Annotated in this window: 18 protein-coding genes; 4 read left to right on the top strand and 14 right to left on the bottom strand. The window is 70.3% G+C overall.

All coding sequences use genetic code 11. The annotated features are described in order from the left end of the window. Positions 1-161: 161 nt before the first annotated feature. The 8 genes from ruvB to ACRXBZ_RS09940 form a co-directional block, all read right to left on the bottom strand. Complete coding sequence (gene ruvB / locus ACRXBZ_RS09905; protein ID WP_168584606.1) at positions 162-1,232, bottom strand: Holliday junction branch migration DNA helicase RuvB; 1,071 nt, start codon at positions 1,230-1,232, stop codon at positions 162-164. A 10-nt stretch (positions 1,233-1,242) separates the two neighbouring features. Continuing rightward, positions 1,243-1,842, bottom strand: coding sequence for a Holliday junction branch migration protein RuvA (gene ruvA, locus ACRXBZ_RS09910; protein WP_433878847.1), 600 nt, complete (start codon positions 1,840-1,842; stop codon positions 1,243-1,245). Next, positions 1,839-2,429 carry a crossover junction endodeoxyribonuclease RuvC gene (ruvC, locus tag ACRXBZ_RS09915; RefSeq protein WP_433878848.1) on the bottom strand — a complete coding sequence of 197 codons (591 nt, stop codon included), beginning with the start codon at positions 2,427-2,429 and terminating at the stop codon, positions 1,839-1,841. Before ruvC ends, ruvA begins: the two co-directional genes overlap by 4 nt. 220 nt (positions 2,430-2,649) lie before the next feature. Further along, a complete protein-coding gene (locus tag ACRXBZ_RS09920; RefSeq protein ID WP_246869116.1) occupies positions 2,650-3,117 on the bottom strand; it encodes a DUF4262 domain-containing protein in 468 nt (155 codons plus the stop codon). 130 nt (positions 3,118-3,247) lie between these two features. Then, positions 3,248-3,997, bottom strand: a complete 750-nt coding sequence (locus ACRXBZ_RS09925) for a YebC/PmpR family DNA-binding transcriptional regulator (protein WP_433878849.1) — start codon at positions 3,995-3,997, stop codon at positions 3,248-3,250. 15 nt (positions 3,998-4,012) lie between these two features. Next, positions 4,013-4,669: a pyridoxal 5'-phosphate synthase glutaminase subunit PdxT gene (gene pdxT / locus ACRXBZ_RS09930; protein ID WP_433878850.1), complete on the bottom strand. Its 657-nt coding sequence runs from the start codon at positions 4,667-4,669 to the stop codon at positions 4,013-4,015. A 125-nt stretch (positions 4,670-4,794) separates the two neighbouring features. Then, entirely contained in the window at positions 4,795-5,106 is a 312-nt protein-coding gene (locus ACRXBZ_RS09935; RefSeq protein ID WP_433878851.1) for an AzlD domain-containing protein, read from the bottom strand. After that, positions 5,103-5,810: an AzlC family ABC transporter permease gene (locus ACRXBZ_RS09940; RefSeq protein WP_433878852.1), complete on the bottom strand. Its 708-nt coding sequence runs from the start codon at positions 5,808-5,810 to the stop codon at positions 5,103-5,105. The genes ACRXBZ_RS09935 and ACRXBZ_RS09940 overlap by 4 nt, the downstream gene beginning before the upstream one ends. A gap of 69 nt (positions 5,811-5,879) precedes the next feature. Here ACRXBZ_RS09940 and ACRXBZ_RS09945 point away from each other — a divergent pair, with 69 nt between their 5' ends. After that, complete coding sequence (locus tag ACRXBZ_RS09945; protein ID WP_190822762.1) at positions 5,880-6,452, top strand: helix-turn-helix domain-containing protein; 573 nt, start codon at positions 5,880-5,882, stop codon at positions 6,450-6,452. Between the two features lie 80 nt (positions 6,453-6,532). Here the strand turns inward: ACRXBZ_RS09945 and pdxS are convergent, their stop codons facing one another. Then, on the bottom strand, positions 6,533-7,450 hold the full coding sequence (gene pdxS / locus ACRXBZ_RS09950) for a pyridoxal 5'-phosphate synthase lyase subunit PdxS (RefSeq protein ID WP_168584614.1): 918 nt from the start codon (positions 7,448-7,450) through the stop codon (positions 6,533-6,535). A 212-nt stretch (positions 7,451-7,662) separates the two neighbouring features. Between pdxS and ACRXBZ_RS09955 the strand changes: the two genes are divergently transcribed. Beyond that, positions 7,663-9,777, top strand: coding sequence for an elongation factor G-like protein EF-G2 (locus ACRXBZ_RS09955; protein ID WP_433878853.1), 2,115 nt, complete (start codon positions 7,663-7,665; stop codon positions 9,775-9,777). A 149-nt stretch (positions 9,778-9,926) separates the two neighbouring features. Here ACRXBZ_RS09955 and pgsA read toward each other — a convergent pair whose 3' ends face one another. After that, entirely contained in the window at positions 9,927-10,532 is a 606-nt protein-coding gene (pgsA, locus tag ACRXBZ_RS09960; protein ID WP_433878854.1) for a phosphatidylinositol phosphate synthase, read from the bottom strand. Positions 10,533-10,720: 188 nt separating this feature from the next. Here pgsA and ACRXBZ_RS09965 point away from each other — a divergent pair, with 188 nt between their 5' ends. After that, complete coding sequence (locus ACRXBZ_RS09965) at positions 10,721-11,245, top strand: YceI family protein (protein ID WP_433878855.1); 525 nt, start codon at positions 10,721-10,723, stop codon at positions 11,243-11,245. Between the two features lie 84 nt (positions 11,246-11,329). Here ACRXBZ_RS09965 and ACRXBZ_RS09970 read toward each other — a convergent pair whose 3' ends face one another. The 4 genes from ACRXBZ_RS09970 to ACRXBZ_RS09985 all read right to left on the bottom strand — a co-directional run bounded on the left by ACRXBZ_RS09970 (position 11,330) and on the right by ACRXBZ_RS09985 (position 17,028). Further along, positions 11,330-11,905, bottom strand: a complete 576-nt coding sequence (locus ACRXBZ_RS09970; protein WP_168584619.1) for an HIT family protein — start codon at positions 11,903-11,905, stop codon at positions 11,330-11,332. Further along, complete coding sequence (thrS, locus tag ACRXBZ_RS09975; RefSeq protein ID WP_433883838.1) at positions 11,902-13,917, bottom strand: threonine--tRNA ligase; 2,016 nt, start codon at positions 13,915-13,917, stop codon at positions 11,902-11,904. The genes ACRXBZ_RS09970 and thrS overlap by 4 nt, the downstream gene beginning before the upstream one ends. A gap of 184 nt (positions 13,918-14,101) precedes the next feature. Then, on the bottom strand, positions 14,102-16,213 hold the full coding sequence (locus ACRXBZ_RS09980; protein WP_433878856.1) for a putative bifunctional diguanylate cyclase/phosphodiesterase: 2,112 nt from the start codon (positions 16,211-16,213) through the stop codon (positions 14,102-14,104). Positions 16,214-16,218: 5 nt separating this feature from the next. Then, the gene (locus ACRXBZ_RS09985; RefSeq protein WP_433878857.1) at positions 16,219-17,028 is read right to left on the bottom strand and encodes an SAM-dependent methyltransferase; all 810 of its coding nucleotides are present in this window, start codon (positions 17,026-17,028) and stop codon (positions 16,219-16,221) included. Positions 17,029-17,365: 337 nt separating this feature from the next. Between ACRXBZ_RS09985 and ACRXBZ_RS09990 the strand changes: the two genes are divergently transcribed. Further along, positions 17,366-18,715, top strand: coding sequence for an FAD-dependent oxidoreductase (locus ACRXBZ_RS09990; protein WP_433878858.1), 1,350 nt, complete (start codon positions 17,366-17,368; stop codon positions 18,713-18,715). The last annotated feature ends 73 nt before the right edge of the window (positions 18,716-18,788 follow it).

Below are 18,788 nucleotides of genomic sequence, written 5' to 3' on the forward strand. Positions count from 1 at the left end.
TCCACCGAGCGGGACGTGAGGAGGATAACGTCACGCCGCAAGCACGGACCAGCACCCCGACGGCGAGCCGAAAGCTGGGCGTGGGCACAGTATCGGCGATTTGTCGCTTCGACACCGCCGAGCTGCGCAACAGGCGGGTGTCCCTGGCCGACGCCCTTCGATCACTCGCCGAAGAGGTCGGACTGCGACTCGCCGGGCGCGTGCTGCGGCGGCGTCATGCCCAGGTGTTGCCACGCCGCCACCGTCGCGACCCGGCCGCGCGGGGTGCGGGCGAGCATGCCGGCCCGCACGAGGTACGGCTCGCAGACCTCCTCGACGGTGCTGGGCTCCTCGCCGACCGCGACCGCCAGCGTCGAAATCCCCACCGGGCCGCCGCGGAAGGACCTGATCAGCGCCCGGAGCACGGCCCGGTCCAGCCGGTCCAGGCCGATCTCGTCGACGTCGTAGACCTCCAGCGCGGCCTGCGCGATCTCACGGGTCACCGTTCCGTCGGCCCGCACCTCCGCGAAATCGCGGACCCGCCGCAGCAACCGGTTGGCGATTCGCGGAGTACCCCGGGACCGGCCGGCGATCTCGACGGCCCCGTCGTCGCGCAGGTCCACGCCCAGGATTCCGGCCGAACGGCGCACCACCTGCTCCAGCTCCGCCGCGGTGTAGAACTCCATGTGCCCCGTGAAGCCGAACCGGTCGCGCAGCGGCCCGGTCAGCGCGCCGGACCGGGTGGTGGCCCCGACCAGCGTGAACGGGGCCAGCTCCAGCGGGATGCTGGTGGCCCCTGGGCCCTTGCCGACCACGATGTCCACCCGGTAGTCCTCCATCGCCAGGTAGAGCATCTCCTCGGCGGGCCGGGCGATCCGGTGGATCTCGTCGATGAACAGCACGTCGCCCTCGGCGAGGTTGGACAGCATCGCCGCGAGGTCACCGGGGCGCTCCAGGGCCGGGCCGGAGGTGACCCGGATCGAGGCGCCGAGCTCGGTCGCGATGATCATCGACAGGCTGGTCTTGCCCAGCCCCGGCGGGCCGGAGAACAGTACGTGGTCGGGCTGTTCGCCGCGCTTGAGCGCGCCGTGCAGGACCAGTTCGAGCTGCTCGCGCACCCGGGCCTGGCCCACGAACTCGCTCAGCTTGCGCGGGCGCAGCGTCATCTCGACGTCCTGGTCGCCCGGGTCCTGGTGCGGGGTCAGGGCGACGCCGTCATCGGACGGCGGCCAGCCGTCGTTGTCCTCGTGCATCAGGCCGACCTCACTTCGGGCCGAGGGTGGCCAGCGCCTTGCGCAGCACCGCCGAGGTATCCAGGTCTCCGTTGCCAGCGGCTAGCACGGCCTCGACGCTCTGCTCGGCCTGCTTGGCCGAGAAGCCCAGAGCCACCAGCGCCTCGGACACCTCCGAGCGGACCCGGCCGCGGTCCACCGCCGCCGGCGGACCGGCCGCGGACCCGGCCACCACACCGACCTTGTCGCGCAGCTCCAGGACCAGCCGCTCGGCGCTCTTCTTGCCGATGCCTGGCACCTGGGTGAGCACCGTCAGGTTGCCGTCGGCCAGCGCGTGGCAGAGCTGGTCGGGCGCGAGCACCGCGAGCGTGGCCAGCGCGAGCCGGGGGCCGACCCCGGAGGCGGTCTGGAGCAGCACGAAGAGGTCGCGGGCCTCGGCGTCGGCGAAGCCGTAAAGCGTCAGCGAGTCCTCGCGCACGATCAGCGACGTCCACAGTCGCGCCTCCTCGCCGCGGCGCAGCCCGGCCAGCGTGACCGGGGTGGCGTGCACCGCCATACCCACGCCGCCGACTTCGATCACGGCGTGGTCCAGCCCGACGGACAGCACGGGACCTCGCACCGTGGAGATCATCGGGAAAACCCTCCTGTTCGAGCCCGGGTGGCCTGTTGCGCGGCCTTCAGCCGGGCGCGGTGGTTGCGGGCGAGCTCGGCGGCGCGGGCCTCCGCCGCGGCGAGCCGGGCCGCCATCGGGGCCCGCCACAGGTGGCAGACCGCCAGCGCCAGCGCGTCGGCGGCGTCGGCCGGTTTGGGCGCCGTGGCCAGCCCGAGGATCTTGGTGATCATCGTGGTGAGCTGGCGCTTGTCGGCGCGGCCGGAACCGCTGACGGCGGCCTTGACCTCGCTCGGCGTGTGGAAGGCCACCGGCAGGTTGCGCCGGGCGGCGGCCAGCGCGACGACGCCAGAGACCTGCGCGGTGCCCATCACGGTGCGCACGTTGTGCTGGCTGAAGACACGCTCGATCGCCACCACCTCGGGGCGGTGCTCGTCCATCCACTGCTCCACCACATCGGCGACCGCCAGCAGCCGGCTGGCCAGCGCGTCCTCGGGCGGGGTGCGCGCCACGCCGACCGCGACGCAGGCGACCTCCCGGCCGCGACCGCCGTCGACCACGCCGAGCCCGCAGCGGGTCAGCCCGGGGTCGACTCCCAGCACGCGCACGACGCCACCCGCCCTCGCCCGATGAACATTCGTTCGAACCCTATCGAATCGCGGGACACCGACACCGCACCGACACGCGCGCACCTCACCCGGGCAAGTCCAGCAACGGCTCCATCACCCGGGTTGGGTGCAATTTCGTGAGAAATTGACCGTCACCCGGGTGAACGTCAATTTCTCACGAAATTGCTCCCCTGCGGAGTGGCGGTGGGTGGGCAGCCGGTCAGGGGCCGTTGGCGCCGGGGGTCCAGCTCTCGGGCAGGCCGCTGTCGGTCAGGATCGGCTGGTACTCGCGGAAGCCGCCCGGGGCGTCGGGCTGCCAGGGGAACTTGCCGCCCTCCGGGCTTGACGCGATCAGCTGCACCGCCGGGAAGTCCGGCCCGTTGTAGACCAGGAACGCGCTGCCCAGGTACTCCGGGTAGTGCTGCAGCGCGACCTTCTCGAAGGTGATCGGGCAGCCCTGCAGGAAGCCGTCGTATAGCTGTCCTGGCTGGAACCGCTCGCCCCTGCCCGCCCGCTCCACGTAGGTGTTGACCACCGTGTGCGCGACCTCCTGGGGCAGCCCGATCACGACGACCTCGGGCTTTCCGAAGCGCCGCCACGCGCCCACCGAGAACGCGTACGCCGCGCCGCGGTCGTCGCCCGCCACGTGCATTACCGCGGCGCCGTGCTCGTCCGCGGTGTTCACCATCCACTTGCGCAGAGCCTCATCAGTGTCGACCACGGCGCCATTCTGCCCGCGAAACAAAACCGCCCCCGCCGGCACCCGGGGCACTGGGCCACTGTGGACACCGACGGGAGCGGTCCGTGCACGGCTCGTGTCAGCCGACCTCGGCCATGATGTCGTCGGAGATGTCGAAGTTGGCGAAGACGTTCTGCACGTCGTCGCAGTCCTCGAGCGCGTCGATCAGCTTGAAGATCTTGCGGGCGCCCTCGGCGTCCAGCTCGACGTTGACCGAGGCCAGGAAGTTGGTCTCCGCCGAGTCGTACTCGATGCCCGCCGCCTGCAGCGCCTTGCGCACCTCGACCAGGTCGGTCGGGTCGGCCAGGACCTCGTAGCTCTCCCCGAGGTCGTTGATCTCCTCGGCGCCGGCCTCCAGCACCGCCGAGAGCACGTCGTCCTCGCTGAGGCCGTTCTTCGGCAGCAGCACGACGCCCTTGCGGTTGAACAGGTACGCCACCGAGCCCGCGTCGGCCATCGAGCCACCGTTGCGGGTCATCGCGGTGCGGACCTCGCCGGCCGCCCGGTTGCGGTTGTCGGTCAGGCACTCAACCAGCATCGCGACGCCGTTGGGGCCGTAGCCCTCGTACATGATCGTCTGCCAGTCGGCGCCGCCGGCTTCTTCACCGGCACCGCGCTTGCGCGCCCGCTCGATGTTGTCCAACGGCACCGAGTTCTTGCGTGCCTTCTGGATGGCGTCGTACAGGGTCGGGTTGCCCTCGGGGTCGCCCCCACCGGTCCGCGCGGCAACCTCGACGTTCTTGATCAGCTTCGCGAAGAGCTTGCCGCGCTTGGCGTCGAGGGCGGCCTTCTTGTGCTTGGTGGTGGCCCACTTGGAATGGCCGCTCATCTCTCCTCCGTCTTTCTACGCCTGCGCTGCGGTATTCAGCCGCGCTTGGACGATCTTTACGAAATAGCGGTGCACGCGCTCGTCCCCGCCTACCAGCTCCGGGTGGAAGGAGGTGGCGAGCACCGGTCCCTGCTGAACCGCGACGATCCTACCGGCGGCCTCGTTCCGCCCGGTGTTGTCCGGGTCGTCGGGCACGGTCGCCAGCACCGCTACGTCGGCGCCGACCTTCTCGACCCAAGGTGCGCGGATGAACACCGCGTGCACCGGGCCGTCCGGAATGCCCGCGAAGTCCAGGTCGGTCTCGAAAGAATCGACCTGTCGCCCGAAGGCGTTGCGCCGCACGACGATGTCGAGAGCGCCCAGCGGGCGGACCGGCGGCGGCTCCCGGTCCTCGTCGAGCACCTCGCCGGAGAGCATGATCATCCCGGCGCACGAGCCGTAGGCGGGCAGCCCCGCCGCGAGCCGCTCGCGCAGCGGCTCGTAGAGCTCGAAGGTGTCCAGCAGGCGGGACATCGTGGTCGACTCGCCGCCCGGCACCACGATGCCGTGCACCGCGGCCAGTTCCTCGGGGCGGCGGACCGGCCGGGCGTCGGCCCCGCTGCGCTCCAGCGCGGCCAGGTGCTCCGCCACGCCGCCCTGCAGCGCGAGGACTCCGATCACGGGTTTCGTCACGATCCCGATTCTCCTGCACTTCCGCCCGCAGCCGAAACCCGGGATGCGTCGCGAAGGTCCAGGGTCCGCAAGTTCCATTGAAATCGAAGGTCCGATTTCAATGGAAATTGCGGCGAACCGAGGACCTACAGCGCGATGCCGGTGAGCCGGAGCAGGGCCGTGGTGGCTGCCGCGGCGACCACCACGAGCACGAACGGGGCCCGGCGCCAGGCCAGCACACCGCCGACCGCGACGCCCGCGAAGCGGGCCCAGCCGGCGAAGCCACCGGACTCGAACGCGGTGCTGGTGGCGACGAACGCCGCGAGCAGCACGATCGCGGCGATCGACATCAGCTGCTCCCACCGGTCGGAGATCCGGATCCGGTCGCGCAGCAGCGGGCCGGCCAGGCGCATGGCGTAGGTGCCTGCGGCGAGCGCGAAGACCACTCCGAGCGTCATCGGACCGCCTCCCCCGCCAGTCGCTTCGGCAGCGGCAGCGCGGCGGCCAGGCCGACCAGCCCGGCCATCACGGGCAAGCCTTCGGGCAGTAGCGGGGTGGTGAGCACGGCGACCAGCGCACCCACCGCGACCGCCCGCAGGGTCCGGAATTCGCGCAGCGACGGCATGATCAGCGCGACCAGCGCCGCGGGCATCGCGGCGTCAAGGCCGAAGGCGCCCGGGTCGCCGACGCCCTGGCCGAGCAGCCCGCCGAGGAACACCGACGGGGCCCAGGCGCAGTACAGCGCGATGCCAGTGAGCCAGTACGCGCGCTTCTTCTCGGCAACGGTGTCCTGCGCGAGTGCGAACGCGACGGATTCGTCGACCATCAGGTGGCTGCCGATCAACCGGCTCGGCCAGCCGCGGTCCAGCAGTCCGCCGACCGCCACGCCGAACGGGAGATGGCGGGCATTGAGCATCAGCCCGCCGAGGACGGCGGTGACCGGGGCGGCGCCGGCCGCGACCAGGCCGACCACCATGAACTCCGAGCCGCCGGCGAACACGACCGCGCCCATCAGCGTGATCATCCACAGCGGCACGCCCTTGCTCACCGCGATGGCGCCGAGCGAGGCACCAACGACGGCCATCGCCACCGCCATCGAAAGCACGTCGCGCAGCAGCTCATCCCGCCAGAATCCCACTCGTGTTCGCTCTAACGTACTCACGTTCGCTATCCTGAACACCAAGGGCCGTGTTCGTCAAACCGAATTCAAGGACTGATAGAGCGAACAGCCATGAGTGAGACCGAGAACACCGCGGCCGCGCCGCCGCTGGAGACCATCGCCGCTTCCCTGCGCCGGGAACGCGACCGCGCCGGGCTGACCCTCACCGAACTCGCCCGGCGCGCCGGGATCGCGAAGTCCACCCTGTCGCAGCTCGAATCCGGCACCGGAAACCCCAGCGTGGAAACGCTGTGGGCGCTCGGTGTGGCCTTGGGCGTGCCGTTCAGCCGTCTCGTCGACCCGCCGACTCCGCAGGTGCGGGTCGTCCGGGCCGGCCAGGTTCCGCTCGTGCGCTCGGAGCAGTCGGCCTACGCCGCGGCGCTGCTGTCCTCGGGCCGCTCCGGCGCCCGCCGCGACCTCTATGTCCTGGAACTGGAACCGGGCAGGGTCCGCCGCGCCGACGCCCACATCCCGGGTTCGGTGGAGCACGTCGTCCTCACCGCGGGGCGCCTGCGAGCGGGCCCGGAGGAGAACCCGGTGGAACTGGAGGTGGGCGACTACATCTCGTTCTCCGGCGACGTCCCCCACGTCTACGAAGCCCTCGAACCGAGCACCAAAGCGGTCCTCGTCATGGAACACGCCTGACGGCGATCACGAATGCCGCGGAGGGCGCCTCCGACCGACGTAGCCGGCCAGCGGCGCCCTTCACCTGCACACGATCGGGGTTACCAGCCGCGTTGGGCGTAGCGCTGCTGCTCGGTGAGGTCGTCGAGGTTGATGCCGACCATCGCCTCGCCTAGGCCCCGGGAGACCTTCGCGATCACGTCCGGGTCGTCGTAGAACGTCGTCGCCTTGACGATCGCCTCGGCGCGCTTCGCGGGGTCGCCGGACTTGAAGATGCCCGAGCCGACGAAGACCCCTTCCGCGCCCAGCTGGCGCATCATCGCCGCGTCGGCCGGGGTCGCGATACCGCCCGCGGTGAACAGCACGACCGGCAGCTTCCCGGTCTTGGCGATCTCCCGGACCAGCTGCACCGGGGCGCGCAGCTCCTTCGCCGCGACGTAGAGCTCGTCGTCGCTGAGCACCGAGAGCCGCCGCATCTCGGCGCGGATCTGCCGCATGTGCCGGGTCGCCTCGACGACGTTCCCGGTACCGGCTTCGCCCTTGGAGCGGATCATCGCCGCGCCTTCGGAGATGCGCCGCAGGGCCTCCCCGAGGTTGGTCGCGCCGCACACGAACGGCACGGTGAACGCCCACTTGTCGATGTGGTTGACCTCGTCGGCCGGGGTGAGCACCTCGGACTCGTCGATGTAGTCCGCGCCCAGCGACTGCAGCACCTGCGCCTCGACGAAGTGGCCGATGCGCGCCTTGGCCATCACGGGGATGGACACGGCGTCGATGATGCCCTCGATCATGTCCGGGTCGGACATCCGGGCTACACCGCCCTGAACGCGGATGTCGGCGGGCACCCGCTCCAGCGCCATCACCGCGACCGCACCGGCGGCCTCGGCGATCTTGGCCTGCTCGGGCGTCACCACGTCCATGATCACGCCGCCCTTGAGCATTTCGGCCATGCCCCGCTTGACCCCGTCCGTACCGGTCTGGGCGTTGCCGGTGGTGTCCTTGGCGTCGACGGTCGTCACCTTCGGCCTTCCTGTTGTCGGTGCTCTGCCGCGACCAGGCTATTCCGGAACTGGACCATTTCCACGGTCCACTAACCCCGAATTCCGGTAGGCCACTTGCGGCCACCGGAAACCACCCGCACGACGGGTGACCACCGGCCTTGCACGACCCGGATACGAGGTGTGTGATCGGAGACACAGTCGGTCGCCGGGAGCGCGCAGGGAGTTGACTCATGGGCAGCAAACAAAGCGGCACGGTAGGAGGGCCGGCGATCCCGGCCCCCTCAGAACCCGCGAAGATCCGCAACGTCGTGCTGGTCGGCCCGTCGGCGGCCGGCAAAACAACGCTCGCCGAGGCGATGCTGGCCGCCACCTCGACGATCCCCAGAACCGGGCTGGTCACCGAGGGCACCACGGTGTGCGACCACGAGCCCGCCTCGATCGAGCAGCAACGATCCATCGGCCTCGCCGTCGCGCCGATGCACCACGGCGACATCAAGGTCAACCTGATCGACACGCCCGGCTACGCGGACTTCGTCGGCGAGCTGCGCGCCGGGCTGCGCGCCGCGGACGCCGCGTTGTTCGTGGTAGCGGCCGCGGAAGGCGTCGACCCCGCGACCCGTGCGATCTGGCAGGAGTGCGCGACGGTCGGCATGCCGCGCGCGGTGATCATCGCCCGGCTGGACCAGCCGCGCGCGGACTACGAAACCGCGTTGCTGAGCTGCCAGGACGCCTTCGGCTCCGGGGTACTGCCGCTGTACCTGCCGCACTTCGACGCGGAAGGCGAGTTCTTCGGGCTGGTCGGCCTGCTCACCGAGCAGGTCTACGAGCTCGGCGGCACCATCGCGGCCGACGAGCGGCTGCGCGAGCAGATCGACCAGCCGCGCGGCGAGCTCATCGAGGCGATCATCGCCGAGAGCGAGGACGAGTCGCTGATGGACCGCTACCTCAACGGCGAGCAGATCGACGAGGACACGTTGATCACCGACCTGGAGAAGGCGGTGGCCCAGGGCGGCCTGCACCCGGTGCTGCCGGTGTGCTCGATGACTGGGGTCGGCATCCGCGAGGTGCTCGAGGGCATCCGGCGCGGCTTCCCGTCGCCGCTGGAGCACCCGCTGCCGGAGTTCACCGACCCGCAAGGCCGCAACCCGCGCACGCTCACTCCGGACCCGGACGGGCCGCTGGCGGCCGAGGTGGTGCACACCTCGGTCGACTCGTACGTGGGCCGCGTCTCGTTGGCGCGCGTGTTCTCCGGCACGATGCGCCCGGAGCGCCCGGTGCACGTCTCCGGTCACGGCATGGCCGAGCGCGGGCACCCCGACCACGACGAGGACGAGCGGGTGGCCCACCTGTACTCGCCGCTGGGCGTGAACCTGCGCGAGGTGCCGCACTGCATCGCCGGCGACCTGTGCGCGCTGACCAAGATCGGCTCGGCCGAGACCGGTGACACGTTGTCCGATCCGTCGGAGCCGCTGCTGCTCAAGCCGTGGCCGATGCCGGAGCCGCTGCTGCCGATCGCCGTCACCGCGCACACCCGCAGCGACGAGGACGCGTTGGCGCGCAACCTCAACCGGCTGATCGCCGCCGATCCGAGCCTGCGGTTGGACCGCGACAGCGAGACCCACCAGCTGGTGCTGTGGTGCATGGGCGAAGCGCACGCGGAAGTGGTGTTGCAACGGCTGCGCGAAGGCGGCGCGGAGGTCGACACGGTGCCGGTGCGGGTGCCCCTGCGGCAGACCTTCGCCCAGCCCGCCAAGGGCCACGGGCGGCACGTCAAGCAGTCCGGCGGGCACGGTCAGTACGCGGTTTGCGACATCGAGGTCGAGCCGCTGCCGCGCGGTTCGGGCGTCGAGTTCGCCGACCGGGTGGTCGGCGGCGCGGTGCCGCGACAGTTCATCCCGAGCGTCGAGAAGGGCGTGCGGGCGCAGATCGAGAAGGGCATCAACGAGGGCGCCCCCCTGGTGGACGTGCGGGTCACGCTGGTGGACGGCAAGGCGCACAGCGTCGACTCCTCCGACGCGGCGTTCCAGGCCGCCGGCGCGCTGGCGCTCAAGGCCGCCGCCGAGCAGGCGGGGCTGATCACGCTGGAGCCGGTCGACGAGGTCGCGGTGCGCATCCCCGACGAGCACCTCGGGGCGGTGCTCGGCGACCTGTCCAGCCGGCGCGGCAAGGTGATCGGAACCGAGCCGGAGGACAGCGGGTGGACCGTGGTGCGCGCGCACGTGCCGGCGAGCGAACTCGTGCGCTATACGGTGAACGTGCGGTCGCTGAGCTCCGGCAGCGCGACCTACACGCGGCAGTTCGAGAGTTACGAACCAATGCCGGAGTCCCTCGTCCCGCAGAAGTGACCACCGCCCCGGCCCCGGGCTCCGGATTCCCGGGTTAGGGGTTCGGGTTCGGGTTCGGGGTTCCGGTTCGGGTTCGGGGTTCCGCAATTTCAATGGAAATCGAAGGTTCGATTTCCATTGAAATTGCGGGGAACGCGGGGTGGGGCGCATCAGGGGTCGCGATAGGAGGTGTGGACGGCGATCAGGCGTTGGGCGATCGTGATCAGCGACAGCACCACCAGCAGCCAGACCGCGACGTCCAGCACGTACGGCACGCCCAGGCCGTGGAGGCCGGTGCCGACCAGGACCACGAGGAACCGTTCGGCGCGCTCCGCGAGGCCGCCGTCGGCGCTGAGGCCGTTGGCCTCCGCACGCGCCTTCACGTACGAGATCACCTGGGCGCTCACCAGGCAGATCAGCAACGCCAGGCCGCGCAGCTGGTTCACCTCGACGACCAGCGACCACCACACCAGTGCGCCGAACAGCGCGCCGTCGACCAGCCGGTCGCAACTCGCGTCCAGCACGCCGCCGAACCGCGTCGCCTTGCCACCGGCTCGCGCCATCGCGCCGTCGAGGATGTCGAACAGCAGGAAGACCGCGACCACCACGGTGCCCACGAACAGCTGGTCGTGCGGGAAGAACCAGAGCGCAGCGGCGATGCTGGCGGCCGTGCCGGTCACCGTCACCGCGTTCGGCGACAGCCCGAGGCGGACCAAGCCCGCGCCGATCGGGTCGGTCAGTCGCGATAGAGATGCCCGCGCGAAGATGTTGAGCATTGCTTGTAGTGTCAGCCGCCCTGTGCACCGAGTTGTCCTTGCCTGCAGATTAGCCGTCGGTGATCAGCGGCACCGGCGGACGCCCGAGAACGCGGGCGCAGTGAGTTCGGACACAGATCGGAATGCTTGAAGCTTCAACCGCGTTTGGATGGGCGAAACTTCCGTCCCGTTCTTTCCTTGGAGGCAGCATGACGGCAACGGCGCAGATCCCCGGCTACGTCGCGGGTACCTGGGACATCGACACCGTCCACTCGGACATCGCGTTCTCCGTTCGCCATCTGGGCATCGGCAAGTCCCGCGGCCGGTTCGGCAGCTTCCAGGGCGAGATCGTCACCGCCGCCGACCCGCTGGAGTCGACGGTCACCGCCACGATCGACGCCTCGTCGATCGACACCGGCAACACCGACCGCGACGCGCACGTGCGCAACGCCGACTTCCTCGACGTCGAGAAGTTCCCCACCGCGACCTTCCGCTCCACCGGCGTCCGCCAGGACAGCGACGACTTCGTGATCGACGGCGAGTTCACCCTGCACGGCGTCACCAAGCCGGTGTCGCTGGAGACCGAGCTGGGCGGTTTCGCCGACGGCCTGCTGGGATTGTCCGCCAAGGTCGTCCTCAACCGCACCGACTTCGGCGTGGGCCCGGCCGGTGGCGCCATGGTCGGCGAGAAGATCACCATCACCCTCGACATCGAGGCCAAGCTCCGCAGCTGAGCTGCCGTCCGAACCACAGTTTCAATTGAAACTGTGGAACTCGTGGGGACCACAGTTTCAATTGAAACTGTGGTCCACCGGGGCTCAGTCCACTTCGGACCAGGCGTCGGCCAGCAGCTGCCGGGTCTCGCCAAGCAGCTGCGGCAGCACCTTGGTGTGGCCGATGACCGGCATGAAGTTCGAGTCGCCGCCCCAGCGGGGCACCACGTGCTGGTGCAGGTGCGCGGCGATGCCCGCCCCCGCCACCGGCCCCTGGTTGAGCCCGATGTTGAAGCCGTGCGGCGCGGAAACCCGCCTGATCACCCGCATCGCCCGCTGCGTGTACTCCGCGACGGCCACCGTCTCCGCCGCGCTGAGCTCGGTGTAGTCGGCCACGTGCCGGTACGGCAGCACCATCAGGTGCCCCGGGTTGTACGGGTACAGGTTGAGGATCGCGAAAACCAACTCGTCGCGCGCGACGATCAGCGTCTCGTCGTCCGGCCGCCCCGACTCGAGCAGCCGGCAGAACGGGCAGCCGTCGCTGTCGTCGCCCTCCGGCTTGTTCTCGCCCTGGATGTAGGCCATCCGGTGCGGGGTCCACAGCCGCTGCAACGCGTCCTGGACGCCGACGCCGTGCTGCTCGCTCAGCTCCACGCCCTCCGGGCCGCGAACTCCGCTCACGCCCGCTCCGCCTGGAAGTTCGCCGCGGTCGGCGACGCGTTCTCGCGGCGCGCGATCCACTCCTCCAGCGCGGCGACCGCGGTGTCCACCGGGACCCCGTTGATCTGGCTGCCGTCGCGGAACCGGAACGACACCGCGTCGGCCTCCACGTCCTTGCCGCCGGCCAGCAGCAGGAACGGCACCTTCTGCGTGGTGTGGGTGCGGATCTTCTTCTGCATCCGGTCGTCGCTGGTGTCGACGTCGACGCGGATCCCCTTGGCGCGCAACGCCTTCGCCACCCGCTGCAGGTGCTCGACGTGCTCGTCGGCGATCGGGATGCCGACCGCCTGCACCGGCGCCAGCCAGGCCGGGAAGGCGCCCGCGTAGTGCTCGGTGAGCACCCCGAAGAACCGCTCGATCGAGCCGAACAGCGCGCGGTGGATCTTGATCGGCCGCTGCTTGCTGCCGTCCGGCGCGGTGTATTCCAGATTGAACAGCTCCGGCAGGTGGTAGTCGACCTGGATGGTCGACATCTGCCAGCTGCGGCCCAGCGCGTCCTTGGCCTGCACGGAGATCTTCGGGCCGTAGAACGCCGCCCCGCCCGGGTCCGGCACCAGCTCCAGGCCGGAGTCCACGGCGGCGGTGCGCAGCGCCTCGGTGGCCACCGCCCAGCTCTCGTCGCTGCCGACGTACTTCTCGTCGTTGCGGGTGGACAGCTCCAGGTAGAAGTCGTCCAGGCCGTAGTCGCGCAGCAGGTCCAGCACGAAGCCCAGCAGCGACTTCAGCTCGTCCTGCAGCTGCTCGGGGGTGCAGTAGATGTGCGCGTCGTCCTGCGTCATTCCGCGCACCCGGGTCAGCCCGTGCACCACGCCGGACTTCTCGTACCGGTACACCGACCCGAACTCGAACAGCCGCAGCGGCAGCTCCCGGTAGGAGCGCCCGCGCGAGCGGAAGATCAGGTTGTGGAACGGGCAGTTCATCGGCTTGAGGTAGTAGTCCACGCCCGGCTTGCGCAGCTCACCGTTGGCGTCGCGCTCCTCGTCGAGGTGCATCGCCGGGAACATGCCGTCCTTGTACCAGTCCAGGTGCCCGGAGGTCTTGAACAGCGTGTCCTTGGTGATGTGCGGGGTGTTGACGAACTCGTAGCCCGCCTGCTCGTGCCGCTTGCGGGAGTAGTCCTCCAGCTCGCGGCGGATGATGCCGCCCTTGGGGTGGAACACCGGCAGCCCGGAGCCGATCTCGTCCGGGAAGGAGAACAGGTCCAGCTCGGCGCCGAGCCGCCGGTGGTCGCGGCGTTCGGCCTCGGCCAGCCACTCCAGGTGCTGGTCGAGCTTCTCCTTAGACTCCCAGGCCGTGCCGTAGACCCGCTGCAGCTGCGGGTTGTTCTGGTTGCCCCGCCAGTACGCGGCGGCCACCCGCATCAGCTTGACCGCCGGGATGAACCGGGTGTGCGGCACGTGCGGGCCGCGGCACAGGTCGCCCCAGACGACCTCGCCGTGCCGGTCGATGTTGTCGTAGACGGTCAGCTCGCCGCCGCCGACCTCCATCACCTCGCTGGTGTCCACATCGGACTTGATGTCCACCAGCTCCAGCTTGTACGGCTCGCCCGCCAGCTCCGCCTTGGCGGCGTCGACCGACTCCAGCCTGCGGCGGGAGAACTTCTGCCCGGACTTGATGATCTGCTTCATGCGCTTCTCCAGCGCCTGCAGGTCCTCCGGGGTGAACGGGCGGTCGACGTCGAAGTCGTAGTAGAAGCCGTCCCGTACGGGCGGGCCGATCCCCAGCTTCGCGTCAGGGAAGAGGTTCTGCACCGCCTGCGCCAGCAGGTGCGCCGCGGAGTGCCGGATGACGCTGCGGCCGTCCTCGGTATCGGCGGCGACCGTCTCCACCTCGACGTCGGCCTCCGGCGCCCACGCGAGGTCGCGCAGGTTGCCCCCGGCGTCGCGGACCACCACGACCGCCTCCGGCCCCTTCGACGGGAGCCCCGCCTCGGCGACCGCCTCGCCCGCAGTAGTGCCCGCCGGAACCTTCACCCGGAGAGCTTGTTGAGCTTGGGAAGGCTGTACGGACACGATCACTCCTAGGCTGGGCCGGCCCACCGACCGGCGCGGACGCACTTCGCTTACCGATGCTATCGGCCTGTCGCGGACCGCTTTCCCCCAGCTCCCGCGCCCGGGGGTCGTGAGTGCGCAGCCGGGCCCCGGCCCGGCTGCGCACTCACGACGCGAGTTGCTCCAGCTCCGTCGCCGAGACCAGACCGCCGGTGAACGGCCCCAGCGCCAGCGACACGCCCAGCTCGCGCAGGCGGTGCGCCTGCAACCGATCGCGCACGCCGGCAGCGGTGACCGGCAGGCCCAGCAGCTGTGCCGCGCCACAGGCGGCCGCCACGAGATGCCGGTCCAGCGGGTCAGGACCGTCCGGGTCGACGAAGCTGTCCAGGTGCGGGCCCTCGATCCGCGCCATCCCCAGCGGAAGCCCCTTCAGCCGCGGCAGCCGGGCGTAGTCGCCACCGAACTGGTAGACGCCCAACCACAGCCCCATCTCGGCGAAGATCTCCAGCGTGTCCACCGGGTCACCCTGGTGATCGAACAGCGCGGACTCGGGCAGCCCGAGCGCTAGGTATTGCGGCGGTAGCCCGGTCTCGCGGAGGATGCGCTGCACGTCGGCGACCAGCTCGGGGTCGCGGCAGTGCCGCGGCGAGAGGTGCACCGCAGCGACCGGCGCCTCCGGGCCCAGCCGCTTCACCCAGCGCGCGGCGTGCTCGCACACCTGCTGAAGTGCCCAGGTGCCAAGCCGGGTGATCAGCCCGGTCTCCTCCGCCAACCCCAGGAACCGCTCTTCGCCCAGCTCGCCGAACTCCTCGTGGTCCCAGCGGATGTTGGCGGCGGCTCCGACCAGCCGTCCGCTCGCCAGCGCGATGACCGGCTCGTACTCGACGAACAGCTCGTGCTGGTCCAGGGCAGCGGGCAGCGCCGCCGAGAGCTTGAACCGGTCGCGCGCCGCCGCGTTGCGTTCGGGGTCGAACAGCACCCACTGCGCGCGGCCGTCGCTCTTGGCCCGGTAGAGGGTGATGTCGGCGTCCCGCAGCAGCGCCCCGGCGTCGGTGCCGGCCACCTCGCGCTCCACGACGCCGACGCTGGCCGAAGCGCTGAGCTCGTGCGCGCCGATCAGCACTGGCCGCGTGATCTCCCGCAACAGGCGTTCCACCAGGTCGATCACCGGGCCTGCTCCGCTCGAGTCGGGAACCAGCACCACGAACTCGTCGCCACCCATCCGCGCCGCGACCGCGCCCACCGCCGCGGCCATCGCCTCCAGGCGTTGCGCGACCTGCCGCAACAACCGGTCGCCGATCGGATGGCCGAGGCTGTCGTTGACCGCCTTGAACCCGTCGAGGTCGAAGAAGCACAGCCCCACCCGGCGGCCCGGGCGCGTCGGCTCCAGCGCGGCGTCCAGGCTGGATCCCAGCTTGGTGCGGTTGGCCAGGCCGGTCAGCGGGTCCCGGACGGCCTGCTGGCGGAAGTGCTCCTGGAGCATGTGCCGGTCGGTGATGTCCTCGTAGAGCAGCACCAGATAGTCCGGTTCGCCGTGGGCGTCGCGGACCAGCGACGCGGACAGCTGGGTCCACACGTGCGCGCCGTCGGGAGCGGTGTACCGGATGTCCAGGAAGCTCCGGTTCGCGACGCCGGCCGCCAGCTCGGCGATGGTGCCGGTCAGCTGCGCCAGCCACTTCTCGTCGGCGAGCTCGAACACGGTGCCGCCGACGAGCTGGGACTCCGGGCGCCGGAAGATCCGCGCCAGCGCCCCGTTTGACTCCTCCACCACCCCGTCCAGCGTGACGACCGCGATGCCCAGCGCCGAGGAGGTGAAGACCGCGCGCAAGCGCGCCTCGCTGGAACGCAGCGCCTCCTCCGCCGCATCCCGGGCGTCCGACACGGCACGCTGGATCACTTCCTGCTCGCGCAGCGTCTGCTCCCGCAGCACCCCGGCGAACCCGGCGGCCAGCTCGCTGAGCGCCTCGATCAGCCTGACCGGGTCAGTCTCCCGGATCTTCGGCAGTTCCGTGGCGAGGTGCCGCAGCGTGCGGGCCAGCGCCGCCGAGTTGGTGAGGTGCGCCCCGACGAGCCGCTCACCGATGCCGCGCGCGGCATCGACCGGTCCGCCGTCGAGGACGGACAGCAGATCGTCGACGCATTCGGCCAGGAAGGCCTCGACGTCGGGGCGGCCCATCGGGACGTAGCTCGTGTGGATGACCTCCCGGGTCCACTGCCTGACCAGGTCCTCCTGGCCTAGCTCCCCGCCGTCGGCAACCGATCCCCCCGTTCCTCGCATGCGGGTCACACCTTGCAGGCCACGGCCCCGTAAACGATCGACCGCTCCGGCTTCTCCCAGACGTCTTCGTGGGTGTCGGGGCGCCAATCGGGCACGTAGACCACGCCCGGATCGACGATCTCGAAGTCGGACACCAGCTCGGCGACCTCGTCGCGGGTGCGCAGCGTGACCGGGTTGGTGCTGCTCTTGTACAGCTCGACCAGGCCCTGGACGCCTTCCGGGTAGTGGTCGCCGGTGACGTGGGAGAAGCCGAGGTAGCTGCCGGCCGGGAGGCGGTCGTGGTAGCGCCGGATCACCTCGCGGGGCTTGCGGCTGTCCGGGACGAAGTGCACCAGCGCGACCATCATGACCGCGATGGGCTGGGAGAAGTCGAGCAACCGCCGGGTCTCCGGGGCGTCCAGGACGTCATCGACGTCGACCAGGTCGGCTTGCACGATCGTGGCGTTCTCGTTGCCGTTGAGGATCGAGCGGCTGTGCGCCACGGCGACCGGCTCGTTGTCGACGTAGACCACGCGGGTCGTGGGGTCTATGGCCTGCGCGATCTCGTGCACGTTGCCCGCGGTGGGGATCCCGGAGCCGATGTCCAGGAACTGCCGCACGCCCCGATCGAGGCAGTACCGAACCGCGCGGCGCAGGAAGCCCCGGTTGTTCCGGGCGACCTCCCGCACGTTCGGCACGACCTCCATGACCTTGCGGCCGAGTTCGCGGTCGACGGCGAAGTTGTGCGCCCCGCCGAGGTAGAAGTCGTAGCATCGGGCGGCGCTGGGTTTCTCCAGGTCGACGCCCTCGGGTATCCAGTCCGGCCGTAACTCCATGCGCGTGACCTCCAGCGCTGGTCTTCCGGCGCCCCGAACCGCGGCACCGACCAGAACCATTTCGAGCTGTGGTCACCGCGCTCGGGAGCGTTGATCAAGCGGCGATCCTACTGTCACCCACCGCTTCGAGTCACGCACTCGACGTCGCCCACCGGAGGCCCCGGAACCGGATATGAGCATTGTCACCGTCCGCATCGCGGGATCCGGGGTAAGGGGTACCTAAGCTGGTGGGGTCTTGGTGGACGCCCACCGTGCCCAGTCGTGATGGGCCAGTCAGCGAGCGCCGCAATCCGGCCGATATCCGTTCGGGCCGGTGCGGGGCGTAGGAGGAGATGGAATGACTCGCCCTCTGCGGGTTGCGATCGTCGGGGCCGGTCCGGCCGGCGTGTACGCCGCCGACATCCTGACCAAGTCCGAGACCCCGGTCGAGATCGACCTGCTGGACCGGATGCCGGCGCCCTACGGCCTGATCCGCTACGGCGTGGCTCCGGACCACCCGCGCATCAAGGGCATCGTCAGCGCGCTGCACCGGGTGCTGGAGAAGCCGGAGATCAGGTTCCTCGGGCACGTGGACTACGGCGTGGACGTCAAGCTGGACGACCTGCGCCACCACTACGACGCGGTCATCTTCGCCACCGGCGCAGACCAGGACCGGGCGTTGGACATCCCCGGCATCGACCTGCCGCACAGCTTCGGCGCGGCCGACTTCGTCTACTGGTACGACGGCTACCCGGGGGCCCCGCGCGACTGGACGCTGGACGGCGAGAAGGTCGCGGTGATCGGTGCCGGCAACGTCGCGCTGGACGTGGCCCGGGTGCTGGCCAAGCAGGCCGACGACCTGCTGAGCACCGAGATCCCGGACAACGTGCACGCGGGCCTGAAGGCCTCCCGCGTCACCGACGTGCACCTGTTCGCGCGGCGCGGCCCGGCGCAGGCCAAGTTCACCCCGCTGGAACTGCGCGAGCTCGACCACCAGGCCGGCGTGGAGATCATCGTGCACCCCGAGGGCTTCGAGCTCGACGAGGCCAGCGAGGAGGCGATCCGCACCCACAACCAGGTCAAGACGATCGTCAAGACGCTGCAGGACTGGGCGCTGCGGGACCCGAAGCACGACACCGCGCGGCGGCTGCACCTGCACTTCCTGCGTTCACCGGTCGAGGTGCTGGGCACCGGCCGGGTCGAGGGCTTCAAGGTCGAGGTCATGGAGCTCACCGGCGACGGCAACGTGCGCGGCACCGGCGAGTACGAGACCTACCCGGTGCAGCAGGTCTACCGGGCGGTCGGGTACCTGAGCTCGCCGCTGGCGGACATCCCGTTCGACCACCAGATGGGCACCGTGCTCAACGAGGGCGGCCGGGTGCTGGACCTGGACGGCGAGCACATCCCGGGCGTCTACACCACCGGCTGGATCAAGCGCGGCCCGGTGGGCCTGATCGGCCACACCAAGGGCGACGCGCTGGAGACGATCAGCAACCTGCTCGCGGACCTGGCGACGATGCCGAAGGCGGAGGAGCCGTCGGGCGAGAGCATCCTGCGGCTGCTGGAAGATCGCGGCGTCGAGTACACGACGTGGGAGGGCTGGGGCCGCCTGGACGCGCACGAGAAGGCGCTGGGCGAAGCCCAGGGCCGCGAGCGCATCAAGGTCGTCCCACGCGAGGAGATGGTCCGAATCTCGCGGGGCGAGTGACCTTTCTCGCGGCGGGTGGGACGCAATTTCGCGAGAAATTGACCGTCACCCGGGTGAACGTCAATTTCTCGCG

The organism is Saccharopolyspora hattusasensis (assembly GCF_050972075.1).
Lineage (GTDB): Bacteria > Actinomycetota > Actinomycetes > Mycobacteriales > Pseudonocardiaceae > Saccharopolyspora > Saccharopolyspora hattusasensis.